Origin of the sequence: Hymenobacter rubidus (assembly GCF_016734815.1) — a bacterium.
In the GTDB taxonomy this organism is placed as follows: Bacteria; Bacteroidota; Bacteroidia; order Cytophagales; family Hymenobacteraceae; genus Hymenobacter; species Hymenobacter rubidus.
Genome location: NZ_JAERQF010000004.1, coordinates 238,818 through 251,473 on the forward strand (window position 1 = coordinate 238,818; position 12,656 = coordinate 251,473).

A 12,656-nucleotide genomic window follows, 5' to 3' on the forward strand; every position below is an offset into this window, starting at 1 on the left:
CGTTCGCGTGCCAGAACGAGCTAGCGGCGCGGGGACGCGAACTACACAGTTCGCGCTACTCTACACCAACCCCGACACCGCGCTAGTGAGTTTAAGAAACTCGTCTACGATTCATCGTTTACGAAATGCCCCGAAGGGATGAGTTTCCTAAACGCCAGTATCCCCAAAAAATGTCCGTGTGCTGAAGATTTTTTGGCATGCTTGAGCAGGCGCATGGCCGTAGCGCAGACGACAAAGTCCGCGCTACGGGCTGCGAAAACGGCCGCCTCCCAAACCCGGCCCCACCCTTGCCACCGCCTCGGCCATGTTTGACTTCCTGAAATCCATTTCCGCCAAAAACCCCAACGCCACCGCGCGGCCCCGAAAAGCCCGCCGGGCAGGTAGCGGCGTTGTGGTTGCTGCAGGCGTTGCGCAAGCACCGCCAGCCCCGCCGGCCAAGGTTGCTACCCCGCCGCGTCAAACACTTCGCTCCACTCCACGGCCAGGTCGGGCAGCACCGTGACCGGCATGGGGCCGGGCGCGGCGTACTCGCCGGCCACCTCGTAGCGGCCGTGCTCGTCCAGCAAGTAGGCCAGCACGGTTTGCTCGCCGGGAAACACCACCCAGTATTCGCGCACCCCGTTTTTCTCGTAGAGGTCGAACTTCGTTTTGGTGTCGTGCTTGAGGTTGCCGGGCGACACGATTTCGATAATCCAGTCCGGGGCCCCCACGCAGCCGCGCTCGTCCAGCTTGGCGGGGTCGCACACCACCATGAGGTCGGGCTGCACCACGGTTAGCACCTGCGCATCGCCCGCGCCCGCGTTGCGCGTGAGGCGCACATCGAACGGGGCGTAATACAGCTCGCAGGAGCTGCGCCGCAAATGGCTGTCAATCGCAAAGCCTAAGCGCCGCGACACCTGTTGGTGTCGGCGGCTGGCCCCCGCCATCGGCCGCAGCACCTTGCCCTTTATCAACTCCACAGACTCGTCAAACCGCCACGTCAGGTAATCGGCGTAGGTGTACACGCCGTTGGGGTCGAGCTGCGAGAGGGAGGTGATAGGGGCCATGACACGGGGCAGTTGAAGGGGGTGGAAGGCGTAAACAAATATACCGGGCCCAGGGGCAGAGCCCGCCGCCAGGCGTGTAAGGGCATGTTTGGAAATTTGAAAAGAACGTCATGCTGAGCGCAGCCGAAGCATCTCTACTGTGCAAGTAATCCAATCGACAGGATTTACTATTGCAGTAGAGATGCTTCGACTGCGCTCAGCATGACGTTTTGGAACAGGCTAGGCAAAACCCAAACACGTTCTAAGCCCGGCCAGCACCGGTGCGCCGAGACGCCTGATAAGTCACCGCCCCCGGCCGGAACCGCAAGAAGCCCCAGCCGCTGGCGGGGTCGGGGCTTCTTGCGGTTCATTTATGAAAAGCACGGGTTATTTGCATCTGCTCTTATGGCCGGTTCCTCCATTACCTGGTCACTTACACCCCTGCCATGTCCTTCTTGCTTCTAGCCACCTTGTTTTCGATTGCTAGTCCCCCGCCACCGGAGCAAACCGCGTTCAACTACTTCGCGACCGTACTCGTGGCCCGCTACTACCCAACGGCCAAGCACCTGTACTTCCCCGGGCACAGCGAGCCCACCGCCTCCTTGGCAGGACCCTTTGCCGCTTGCTTTCCCGGGACGGGTTTCGATGCCTTATGGGGGGAACAACCGACTTCGACGGGCGCACCAGTACCCATTACCACAAGCGGGTTTCCACTCTTTAAACGCACTGGCTTCCTGCGTCGCGGCGGGTTACAGGTTCGCATGTATCGCGCCGTGGCTGGTCCCGGCGGGGTTTACACCAATCTGTACGTGTACCGGGCGCAGCACTTTGTAGACCATTATTTAATCAAAGTTTCCGGCAGCACCCCAGCGGTGGTAGAGGTATGTCGGGCCAGTGAAATTATTTAAGAACGTCCCGACCCGGCCGGAACCGCCAGCAGCCCCAGCCGCGGGCGGGGCGGGGGCTGCTTAGGCTACTCTGGTGAATGAATTAGGGCTCCGCGCAGACTTGCGCCAGCGGGAACCTTTTTTTGGGAGTAATTTGAGCGTATCTATCTTTCGGAAAACCACCGTTTTCGTGAAAGAACTATTGCCGCAAGCTACAAGGCGGTATAGGTTAAAATGACTTTGCAAGAGTACGCCGGGGCCCACCCTTCGAGCACTAGGGTTCTGGGCGTCAGCTTGAGGATTTTATAGCGCCTCTCCACCGCCTGGGCTTGGCCTGGGGCCGCGTACCACATGGCGAGTTCGCGCCCTTCCGCTAGGAACCGCCACGCGAAGCGGCGAGCTTGCGGAAACCGCGGGTCGCACGGAAGGGCTCCTTCGTCGTCCACGTAGGTCCCATCCGCTTTAAACACTGTGAAGTCGTCCCGAACGCAGGGTTCTTTGTCAGCAGGCGGGTCATATGCACCGGGCAGTGGGGGAGCATCTGGGCAAAACACGTAGTCGCTTAAGTGCCACCTCGGCACCGTCAAGATGGCCAGCGAAGAAACCTCCTTGCGCTCGCACGCTACGGCCGCAACCACCCCGGCCAAGAACAAGACGAGGCGCACACTGTAGGATAATGGCATGAGACAAACAAAAGGTGGAGGCAAGCGCACAATCAAATAACGCTCCTTTGGGTAAAATATTAGCAGGGTCTCAAAACCAAGCGGCCATCAAGCTACTGCAATAAGCCCACCCCCTGCCAAAACGGCCGCCCCCCAAACCCGGCCCCAACCTTGCCCACGCCCGGGCCATGTTTGACTTCCTGAAATCCATCTCCGCCAAGAACCCCAACGCCGGGCGCGGCCCCGAAAAGCCCGCCGTGAGCGTACGCGAGCGGGTATCGGCCCTGCGCCACCTGCCCGCCTTCCTGAAACTCATCTGGGCCACCAGCCCCGCGCTGGCCTCCGCCAACCTCGTGCTGCGCCTGCTGCGGGCGTTTCTGCCGCTGGCCACGCTCTACGTCGGCCGCCTGATTATCGACGACGTGGTGGCCCTCACCAAGCTGCCCGCCGCCGCCCGCCAGCTCACGCCCGTGCTCACCCTCGTGGGCCTCGAGTTCGGCCTCGTACTCCTCGCCGATGCCCTGGGCCGCGGCGTGGCCCTGCTCGATTCGCTGCTCGGCGACCTCTTCGCCAATCAGTCCTCCATCCGCCTCATGGAGCACGCCGCCCGCCTCGACCTCGACCAGTTCGAAGACAGCACCTTCTACGACAAGCTCGAGCGCGCCCGCCGCCAAACCCTCTCCCGCACCGTGCTCATGAGCCAGGTGCTCAGCCAGGGCCAGGATGTCATCACCCTCGTGCTGCTCGCCGGTGGCCTCGTCGCCTTCCAGCCCTGGCTGCTGGGGCTGCTGCTGCTGGCCGTGGTGCCCGCCTTCCTCGGCGAGTCGCACTTCAACGAGCGCAGCTACTCCCTCTCGCACTCCTGGACGCCCGAGCGCCGCGAGCTCGACTACCTCCGCCAAACCGGCGCCTCCGACGAAACCGCCAAGGAAGTCAAGATTTTCGGCCTCTCCGATTTCCTCATCACCCGCTTCCGCACCCTCTCCGACGACTTCTACCGCCAAAACAAATCCCTCGTGCTGCGCCGCGCCGGCTGGGGCACCCTCTTCGCCGCCATCGGCGCCGCCGGCTACTACGGCGCCTACGTCTACATCATCGCCCGCACCGCGGCCGGCAGCATCTCGCTGGGCCAGCTCACCTTCCTGGCCGGCTCCTTCGCCCGCCTGCGCGCCCTGCTCGAAGGCATCCTCAGCCGCTTCAGCTCCGTGGCCGACGGCGCCTTGTATCTGCAGGATTTCTTCGACTTCTTTGCGCTCCGGCCGCGCATCGTGCGCCAGGAGCTCACCGGCGAACGGCCCATTCCCTTCCCCCGGCCCATTCAGCAGGGTTTTCAGTTTGAAAACGTCGGCTTCCAGTACAAGAATGGTACAAAATGGGCCATTCGGAACCTCAGCTTCACCCTGCAAGCCGGTGAAAAGCTGGCCCTCGTGGGCGAAAACGGCGCCGGCAAAACCACCCTCGTCAAGCTCCTCGCCCGCCTCTACGACCCCACCGAAGGCCGCATCCTGCTCGACGGCCACGACCTGCGCGAGTACGACCCCGCCGAACTGCGCCAGGAAATCGGCGTCATCTTCCAGGATTTTGTGCGCTTCCAGCTCCCCGCCGGCCAAAACCTCGCCGTGGGCCGCATCGAGGAGCGCCACAACCAACCCCGCATCGAAACCGCCGCCCACCAGAGCCTCGCCGATACCGTCATCGCCAAGCTCCCCGGCGGCTACGACCAGATGATTGGCCGCCGCTTCAACGGCGGCGTGGACCTGAGCGGCGGCGAGTGGCAGAAAATTGCCCTCGGCCGCGCCTACATGCGCGACGCCCAGCTCCTCATCCTCGACGAGCCCACCGCCGCCCTCGACGCCCGCGCCGAGTACGAAGTCTTCCAGCGCTTCAAGGAGCTCACCCAGGGCAAAACCGCCGTCCTCATCAGCCACCGCTTCAGCACCGTGCGCATGGCCGACCGGATTTTAGTTATCGAAAACGGCCAGTTTGTGGAAATCGGCAGCCACGAGGAGCTGCTAGCGCGGGGCGGGCGCTATGCCGAATTGTTTGCATTGCAGGCCGCAGGGTATCGGTAGGACCGGGAATAGGCGATAAAAATTGCCATAATCATAATGTTATCGCCCCTGCTCCGACCGCTAAGTGCCTTAGGTTTCGTATATTGGTAGTACTAAATCCCGATACTGCACATTTATGAAACCTACGATTACGCTACTGCTGCTGGCTGCAATGTGCCTGGCAGGCTGCATGACCACCCGCGAAGCCCGCGTGGATTCGGACTACAGCTACCGCGGCAATTTCCGCCACTACCGCACCTACGATTTCGTGACCGGCACGGGCCTCACCTCCGACAGCAGCCGCTTGGGCCAGACGCTACGCGAGGCCATTCAGCAGCGCTTCCTGGCCCAGGGCTACCGCAAAGCCAGCCGCCGCCCCGACATGCTGGTGAATTTCCGGGTGTACGAGGGCGATATGAACTTCCACGGCTTCCAGCAGGAAGACCTCAGCCAGTGGATTAAGCGCAACATTGAGGAAAACGACGACACGCCCAAGGAAGACCGCCAGGGCTACCAGCCCGTGCGCCTGCTGCTGGCCGAAGGCACGCTCCTCGTCACCCTCATCGACGTGAAAACCAACCGCGCCGTGTGGAACGGCTACGCCTCGGGCGTGACCGTGCCCGAAGGCCCCATGGGCGAAATCGTACTCAAACGCTCCGTGCGCTCCATCCTCGACCGCTACCGCGTGTTCACCGAAGAGTTTGCCAACGGCAACGTAAACCCCACCGGCGCCAACGACACGGAGCGGTAAGGACGCTGGAATTAATGAAGTACGTCATGCTGAGCTTGTCGAAGCATCTCTACCACAGTAGTAATCCAATCGAAAGGATTTACGCTCGCGGTAGAGATGCTTCGGCTGCGCTCAGCATGACGTTCTTTTTTCCACACTACTCCGCTTCCCGCCGCACCTGAATCAGCTCTGCCGCGATGCTGATGGCAATTTCCTCCGGCGTTTGGCTGTAAATGGGCAGGCCGATGGGGCCGCGCAGGCGCGCTATTTCGGCGACCGAAAAACCTTCTTCCCGCAGTCCTCGCCGCAGCTCGGCTACTTTGGCTACGCTGCCCATCACGCCCAGGTAGCGGAAGGGCCGGCCCAGCAGCTGGCGCAGCACCACGGCATCGGTGCGGTAGCCCACGGTCATCACCACCACGTAGCGGTGCGGGCCGGCGGTCACTTCGGCCGCCACATTTTCATAATCGATGACGTGCCGGTGATGGGCGGCGTGGTTGTTGTCGAGCGTGGGCAAGTCGGCGCGGTCGTCGAGCACGGTCAGCTCGAAATCCAGCGCCGCCGCCACGTTCGACAAGGCCAGGCTCACGTGCCCGCCGCCTACAATGGTGAGCTGGTCGCGGAAGCCCAACTTTTCGCGGTAGCGCCACGCCGGGCCGGGCCGGTAATCGTAAAACGGCGTGTCTGCAGCAGCGGCGGCCACACCGGCCGCCAGCGCTTCCAGTCGCAGCCCAGTAGTTAGGCTCAGCGCCACAGAGCCGCCTGTGTTTGTTTGCAGGGCCTGTTCAATGGCTCCCACGGTGGCCAAATCAACAGGCGTCAGCGGCCACAGCAGCACTTCCTGTTCGCCCGAGCACATCATGCCGGAGCGGTCGGCCGGCGCCTCGCGGCGGTGAATCTGGGGCCGCAACAGCGACGCGGTGTCAGCCTCGCGCAGGCGCTGGCGGGCCAACTCCACCCACTTGTGCTCCATGATGCCCCCGCCAATGGAGCCCGCCACGGTATCGGCCGTCACGGCCATTTTGAAGCCCTGGCGGCCGGGGCTGCTGCCTTCGCTCCGCACCACGCACAGCAGCGCCACGGGCGTGCCGGCCCGGAGGCTGGCCGCCGCCAGGGCCCAAACGGGGAGGTCGCGGGGGTAGGAGGGCATTAGGAGGAGGGGTTTGAAAAGAACGTCATACTGAGCGCAGCCGAAGCATCTCGCTTGCCACCACTAATTCAATCGTTGAATAAAAGAATTGCTGCCACACGCGAGATGCTTCGGCTGCGCTCAGTATGACGTTCTTTTCGTTATTGCTCAAACGTGCTACTTGTTCTGCGCGCCTTGGTTAATCCAGCACCCAATGAGGTCACGCTCTTCCTGGGTAATCTGGGTTTTGTTGTTCTGCGGCATCGTTTTCGTTACCACCACGCGCTGCATTATCTTGTCTTTCAGGCGAATGATGTCCTCCGGAGTGTCGTACACCACACCATTGGGCGGCGACTTGAATACGTCGTCCGTCGGGTGAGCGGAGTGGCACTGAATGCAGCGCTTCTGCACAATCAGGTTCACCTGGCTCATGCTCACCTGCTGGGTGCAGGCATTGGCCGCGCCCGCCGTGCCACCGCCCGACTGAGCGGGCGGGGCCGTTACAAATACCACGCCCAGGAGCAAGGCCACGGCGGCAGGCAGCACCCACACGGCGGTGTCGGTCTGGTGCTTTTCGCGCAGGTTCAGCCAGTGCTTCACGCCGGCGGTGCCCAGCGTGATGGCCGCCAGAATGGCCCACGGATAGGAGTGCCCGAAGGTGCTGGGGAAGTGGTTGCTGACCATCACAAACAGCACCGGCAGCGTGAAGTAGTTGTTGTGCAGCGAGCGGGCCAGGGCGTTTTTGCCCAGCTGCGGGTCGAGGGGCGTGCCTTCGGTGGCCGCCTTCACCATGGCTTTCTGGGCCGGGATGATGGTAAAGAAAACGTTGCCCACCATGAGTGTGCCCAGCATGGCGCCAAAGTGGATGTAGGCCGCCCGGGCGCTGAATACCTGCGCATAAAAAAACGCAAACCCCGTGGCCAGAATGAAGCCCACCACCTTGAACCACGGGCTGCGCACAAAAGCCGTGCGGCACAGCCCGTCATAAATCAGCCAGGCCGCCACAAACGAGCCCACCCCAATGCCCACGCCCGCCAGCGGCGAGATGTCCAGCACGCGCGGGTCAATCAGCATGGCGCTGGCGTTGAAGTAGTACACCACAAACAGCAGGCTGAAGCCCGAGAGCCAGGTGAAATACGCCTCGTACTTAAACCAGTGCAGGCTTTTGGGAATTTGCTTGGGGGCCGTCTTATATTTTTCGAGGTAGTAAAAGCCGCCGCCGTGCACGGCCCAGAGGTTGCCGGCCAGCTCTTCTCGCACGTTATCGGTGCGGTTGAGGGCGTTTTCGAGGAACACGAAGTAGAACGAGGCGCCAATCCAGGCGATGCCGAAGGTGATGTGCATGAGGCGCACCACAATGTTGAGCCATTCCATGATGTGGCCCGACCACGGCGAGTCGCGCGCCAGCACGTAGGCAATGCCCACCGCCGCGACGACGGCCAGCAGAATCAGGGCGTAAGAATAGCCTTCGAGGGTGAAGCTGCCGTCGCCCACGGCCCCGCCGCCGGGCCGCGTTTTAGCCGCCCGCTGCAGGGCGAAGATGACACCCAGCAGCAGCAGAAAAGCGAGAATCAGGGCAAATAGGGTAACGTATTGGAGCATGTGGGAAAGCGGGTAATTAGGGTATTTTGGGTAGAGGAGGAGAGCGGCAAGAATTAATCGTAACGTCATGCTGAGCGGAGTCGAAGCATCTCTACCGCGCAACTAATCAATTTTAGTATTGCGGTAGAGATGCTTCGACTCCGCTCAGCATGACGTTCCATCTCTTTCTTCCCGCCAATTAATTAAACCGGGAAAAAGCCCCCAATTTAGCGCCAAATTCCCTACTCATGTCAACTCTCGCTTTGCGCAGCCAGCGCGTCGTCACGCCCGAGGGCGAGCGTGCCGCCACCATTCTGATTGAAAACGGCCGCATCAGTGCCCTGCTGCCCCACGATGCCGACGTAGCCGGCGCCCCGTTGCTCGACGTGGGCACCCACGCCGTCCTGCCCGGCGTCATCGACCCGCACGTGCACATCAACGAGCCCGGCCGCACCGACTGGGAAGGCTTCGACACGGCTACCCGCGCTGCGCTGGCCGGCGGCCTCACCTCCTTGGTGGATATGCCGCTGAACTCTGCGCCCGTTACTACCTCGGTGGCCAATCTGGAGCTGAAAAAAGCCGCGACCAAGGGCCAGCTGCACACCAACGTGGGTTTCTGGGGCGGCGTGGTGCCGGGCAATGCCGCTGAGATTGAACCGTTGATTACGGCCGGCGTGCTCGGCTTCAAGGCCTTTTTGACGCACTCCGGAATTGATGATTTCCCGAATGCGACGGAGGATGATTTGCGGCGGGTGATGCCCATTCTGGCGCGACACAAGCTGCCGCTGCTGGTGCACTGCGAACTGTCGGAGGATAGTGACGAGTGGAAAAAAAACGACCACCGCTCGTACCCCAACTACCTAGCCTCGCGCCCCAAAAAGTGGGAGGACGATGCCATTGCCATGATGATTCGCTTGTGCGAGGAGTTCGACTGCCCGGTGCACATCGTGCATTTATCGTCGGCCGATTCCATTGCGCCTATTGCCGCCGCCAAGGCCAAGGGCCTGCCGCTGACGGTGGAAACCGGCCAGCACTACCTCTATTTCAACGCCGAGGACATTGCCGACGGCCAGACGCAGTTTAAGTGCGCCCCGCCCATCCGCGAGGAGGCCAACAACAACCAGCTGTGGGCCGCTCTGCAGAGCGGAGTTATCGACTTCGTGGCCACCGACCACTCGCCCGCGCCGCCCGATTTAAAGCAAATGGACAGCGGCGATTTTACCACCGCCTGGGGCGGCATTGCTTCGCTGCAGTTTGCGCTGCCGGTGCTCTGGACGGCTGCCCGCCGGCGCGGCGCCAGCCTGTCCGACATTGTGAAGTGGCTGAGCTCCAACCCGGCGAAACTGGCCGGCCAAAGCAAGAAAAAAGGACAAATAGCGCCCGGCTTCGATGCCGATTTAATCGTGTTCGACCCCGAAAAGACCTTTGAGGTGAGCGAGGAGATGATTCTGCACAAACACAAAGTATCCCCTTACATTTGCCAGGAATTGGCGGGTGTCATTGAATTAACTTTTCTCCGCGGCGAACAGGTTTTCCAGCGCCCGAATTTCCTCCGCCTCAACCACGGCGAATTTTTAACCCGGTAGCGGAATGCAGCAGGAATACACCGCGCGCGCTGAGCGAATCATGCAGCGCATCAACGAGTTGGCCGCCATCAGCGAAGACGCCGACGGCGTGACGCGCACCTTCGGCACGCCCGCCTTCCTCGAAGGCCGCGACTTGGTGCAAAGCTGGCTCGAAGCCGCCGGCCTGCTCACCCGCGTCGACGGCATTGGCAACCTGCGCGCCCGCCTCGAAAGCCCGAACCCTGACGCGAAGACTTTCGTGCTGGCCTCGCACATCGACACCGTGGTGAACGCCGGCAAATTCGACGGCCCGCTGGGCGTGCTCATGGGGCTCGATTTGTTGGAAAACCTGCGGGCGCAGAAAGCCGAATTGCCCTTCCACATCGAGTTGATTGCCTTTAGTGACGAGGAAGGCGTACGCTTTCACACCACCTACCTGGGTAGCAAAGTGGTGACGGGGGCCTTTGACCACGCCCTGCTGGGGCGGTGCGACGAAGCCGGCATCTCCCTCGACCAGGCCCTGGTGGCCATGGGCGGCGACGCCTCGCAGCTCTCGCTGGACGCCATTCCGGCCGCCGAGTGGCTGGGCTACTTCGAGCTGCACATCGAGCAGGGCCCGGTGCTCTGGGAGCGCCACGTGCCGGTGGCGCTGGTAACGGCCATTGCCGGCCAGCAGCGCGTGGAGCTGACGTTCCGCGGCATGGCCGGCCACGCCGGCACCGTGCCCATGAACATGCGCCAGGATGCCCTGTGTGCCGCGGCCGAGTTCGTACTGACGGCTGAGCAGTTTGCGCAGGCGCACGGGCAAGGCCTAGTGGCCACCGTGGGCAAGCTGGCCATTAACCGCGCGGCCAGCAACGTTATCCCCGGCGAAGTGACGTGCAGCCTCGACCTGCGCAGCCCCGACGAGCAACAACTGGCCCAGGCCTACGATTTCCTGCGCAGCCACGCCGAGGCGTCGGCCCTGCACCGCAACGTGGCCCTGGACTGGAAGCCCGTGCAGCAAACCGCGCCCGTTGTTTGCGATGCTGATTTGAACGTCCTGCTGGCCCGGGCCATTGCCGACAGCGGCTATGAAACCATCCGGCTGGTGAGCGGCGCCGGCCACGATGCCGTGCCCGTATCGTTCGTGGCGCCGGCCACCATGCTATTCATTCGTTGCTACAAAGGCATCAGCCACAACCCGTTGGAAAACGTGGAGTTGGCCGATTTGGCCGCTGCCATTGCGGTGGCCGACCGGTTTATGACCCTTCTCCGCACCCAACATCCCACCCGTTAATTACTATGGAAATGTCCGCCCTGACGCGCTCCGTTGTGAAGCGCAACCACGCCATCATTGCCCCCGACGGCTACATCAACAGCAACGTGCCCGGCTGGACCGGCTGCACCACCAACGTCATCATCAACGAGCAGATGGGCGCGCGCCTCTGCCAAACGCTCATTACCCTCACCGAGACCGGCCACGTGCAGGGCGAGACCGAGGCTTCGCAGATTTTTTTCTACGTGGTGCAGGGCAGTTGCACGGCCACCGTGGGCGGCGAAACCCGCAAGTTGAAAGTGGGCGAGTACGTGTACGTGCCCGTCGGCCAATCCTATAGTTTCAGCCAGCCCGAAGCCGGTACGCAGCTTCTGACCTTTCATAAAGTGTACGAGCCGCTAGCGGGCCACGCCACGCCGGGCATTTTCTGGGGTGAGCGCGACTACAGCAAAGCGCCCATCTACATGAACGATGAGGCCCTGCGCATCCAGGAATTGCTGCCGAACGAACCGAGCTTCGACATGGCCGTCAACATCTTCACCTACGGCCTCGGCGGCAACCTGCCGATGGTGGAAACCCACATCATGGAGCACGGCCTGATGTATCTCGAAGGCCAGGCAATCTACATGCTCGACCAGTGCTGGTACCCGGTGAAAAAAGGCGATTCCATCTGGATGGCGCCGTATTGCCAGCAGTGGGCCACGGCCATGGGCCAGGAGCCGTCGGTGTATATCTACTACAAGAACGTGAACCGGTTTCCGACGGTGAAGTAGCGAAATCAAAACGAAAAAGAACGTCATGCTGAGCTTGTCGAAGCATCTCTACCGCTTCGTTGGACGAGCCCATACGAAGCGGTAGAGATGCTTCGACAAGCTCAGCATGACGTGCCGAATTGCCTGTCAATGACCCTATCAGAACTAAATAACCTCCCCAAACCCGCCCTCGCCGAAGCCCTGCAAAAGTGCTGCGGCTCCACGGCCTGGGTGAAAAATATGGGCGCGCAATTCCCCATTGCCAGCACTCAAATTCTGATGGAGCAGGCCCAAACCCAGTGGAATAAATTGACCGAAGCCGACTGGCGCGAAGCCTTCACCCACCACCCCAAAATTGGCGGCGATGTGGAAGCTCTGCGCGCCAAATTCGCCAGCACCAGCACCTGGGCCGAAGGCGAACAAGCTTCTGTGAAACAGGCTTCGCAGGAAACTTTAGAAGCCTTAGCCACGGGCAATGAGGACTATGAGTGCAAGTTTGGCTACATTTTCATCGTGTGCGCCACCGGCAAAACGGCCGCCGAAATGCTGGCCCTGCTGCAAGCCCGCCTGCCCAATAAACCCGAAGATGAAATCCTGATTGCCGCCGGCGAGCAGGATAAAATCACCCGCATTCGCCTCGAAAAACTCCTCGCCGCATGAGCCAGATTACCACCCACATTCTCGATACCACCAAGGGCAAGCCGGCGGCCAATGTCAGCATTGCGCTGCTGCAGCAGGTTGGTGATAATTGGCAGGAAATTGCGCGCGGCAAAACCAACGCCGATGGCCGCATTCCCGATTTATTACCGAAGGAAAAACAGGTGGAATTGGGCGTGTATAAAATGAAATTCTATACCCAGGAATACTTCGCGCAGGACGGCACGGCCAATTTCTACCCCTTCGTGGAAATCGTATTCAACGTAGCTGAAAACGCGCATTATCACGTGCCGCTGCTGCTGAATCCGTTCGGCTATTCCACCTATCGCGGCTCGTGAAAAAATGCCGAACGAAACACT

General features: G+C 61.4%; 10 protein-coding genes. 7 read left to right on the plus strand and 3 right to left on the minus strand.

All coding sequences use genetic code 11. From position 1 onward, the window contains the following. Positions 1 to 443: 443 nt before the first annotated feature. Complete coding sequence (locus tag JKL48_RS05120) at positions 444 to 1,046, minus strand: Uma2 family endonuclease (protein WP_201979428.1); 603 nt, start codon at positions 1,044 to 1,046, stop codon at positions 444 to 446. 1,716 nt (positions 1,047 to 2,762) lie between these two features. On the opposite strand from JKL48_RS05120, the gene JKL48_RS05125 reads away from it, so the two are divergent. Further along, positions 2,763 to 4,646 (plus strand): ABC transporter ATP-binding protein, encoded by a 1,884-nt coding sequence (locus tag JKL48_RS05125; protein ID WP_201979429.1) that lies wholly within the window; start codon positions 2,763 to 2,765, stop codon positions 4,644 to 4,646. A gap of 115 nt (positions 4,647 to 4,761) precedes the next feature. Then, entirely contained in the window at positions 4,762 to 5,376 is a 615-nt protein-coding gene (locus JKL48_RS05130; protein ID WP_201979431.1) for a DUF4136 domain-containing protein, read from the plus strand. A gap of 136 nt (positions 5,377 to 5,512) precedes the next feature. Here JKL48_RS05130 and JKL48_RS05135 read toward each other — a convergent pair whose 3' ends face one another. Further along, complete coding sequence (locus JKL48_RS05135; protein ID WP_201979433.1) at positions 5,513 to 6,505, minus strand: XdhC family protein; 993 nt, start codon at positions 6,503 to 6,505, stop codon at positions 5,513 to 5,515. Positions 6,506 to 6,661: 156 nt separating this feature from the next. Then, the gene (locus JKL48_RS05140) at positions 6,662 to 8,086 is read right to left on the minus strand and encodes a urate hydroxylase PuuD (protein WP_201979435.1); all 1,425 of its coding nucleotides are present in this window, start codon (positions 8,084 to 8,086) and stop codon (positions 6,662 to 6,664) included. Positions 8,087 to 8,313: 227 nt separating this feature from the next. Between JKL48_RS05140 and allB the strand changes: the two genes are divergently transcribed. The 5 genes from allB (at position 8,314) to uraH (ending at position 12,635) form a co-directional block, all read left to right on the plus strand. After that, positions 8,314 to 9,651: an allantoinase AllB gene (allB, locus tag JKL48_RS05145; protein ID WP_201979437.1), complete on the plus strand. Its 1,338-nt coding sequence runs from the start codon at positions 8,314 to 8,316 to the stop codon at positions 9,649 to 9,651. Positions 9,652 to 9,655: 4 nt separating this feature from the next. Continuing rightward, a complete protein-coding gene (locus JKL48_RS05150; protein ID WP_201979439.1) occupies positions 9,656 to 10,909 on the plus strand; it encodes an allantoate amidohydrolase in 1,254 nt (417 codons plus the stop codon). Positions 10,910 to 10,914: 5 nt separating this feature from the next. Next, positions 10,915 to 11,661, plus strand: a complete 747-nt coding sequence (gene allE, locus JKL48_RS05155; RefSeq protein ID WP_201979441.1) for a (S)-ureidoglycine aminohydrolase — start codon at positions 10,915 to 10,917, stop codon at positions 11,659 to 11,661. A gap of 129 nt (positions 11,662 to 11,790) precedes the next feature. Next, complete coding sequence (uraD, locus tag JKL48_RS05160) at positions 11,791 to 12,300, plus strand: 2-oxo-4-hydroxy-4-carboxy-5-ureidoimidazoline decarboxylase (RefSeq protein WP_201979443.1); 510 nt, start codon at positions 11,791 to 11,793, stop codon at positions 12,298 to 12,300. Beyond that, positions 12,297 to 12,635, plus strand: a complete 339-nt coding sequence (uraH, locus tag JKL48_RS05165; protein ID WP_201979446.1) for a hydroxyisourate hydrolase — start codon at positions 12,297 to 12,299, stop codon at positions 12,633 to 12,635. Before uraD ends, uraH begins: the two co-directional genes overlap by 4 nt. The last annotated feature ends 21 nt before the right edge of the window (positions 12,636 to 12,656 follow it).

Coding starts and splice junctions, on each gene's coding strand:
- allB (WP_201979437.1), top strand. CDS start 8,314: ATGTCAACTCTCGCTTTGCGCAGCCAGCGCGTCGTCACGCCCGAGGGC.
- JKL48_RS05130 (WP_201979431.1), top strand. CDS start 4,762: ATGAAACCTACGATTACGCTACTGCTGCTGGCTGCAATGTGCCTGGCA.
- JKL48_RS05140 (WP_201979435.1), bottom strand. CDS start 8,086: ATGCTCCAATACGTTACCCTATTTGCCCTGATTCTCGCTTTTCTGCTG.
- JKL48_RS05135 (WP_201979433.1), bottom strand. CDS start 6,505: ATGCCCTCCTACCCCCGCGACCTCCCCGTTTGGGCCCTGGCGGCGGCC.
- JKL48_RS05125 (WP_201979429.1), top strand. CDS start 2,763: ATGTTTGACTTCCTGAAATCCATCTCCGCCAAGAACCCCAACGCCGGG.
- uraH (WP_201979446.1), top strand. CDS start 12,297: ATGAGCCAGATTACCACCCACATTCTCGATACCACCAAGGGCAAGCCG.
- JKL48_RS05120 (WP_201979428.1), bottom strand. CDS start 1,046: ATGGCCCCTATCACCTCCCTCTCGCAGCTCGACCCCAACGGCGTGTAC.
- uraD (WP_201979443.1), top strand. CDS start 11,791: ATGACCCTATCAGAACTAAATAACCTCCCCAAACCCGCCCTCGCCGAA.
- allE (WP_201979441.1), top strand. CDS start 10,915: ATGGAAATGTCCGCCCTGACGCGCTCCGTTGTGAAGCGCAACCACGCC.
- JKL48_RS05150 (WP_201979439.1), top strand. CDS start 9,656: ATGCAGCAGGAATACACCGCGCGCGCTGAGCGAATCATGCAGCGCATC.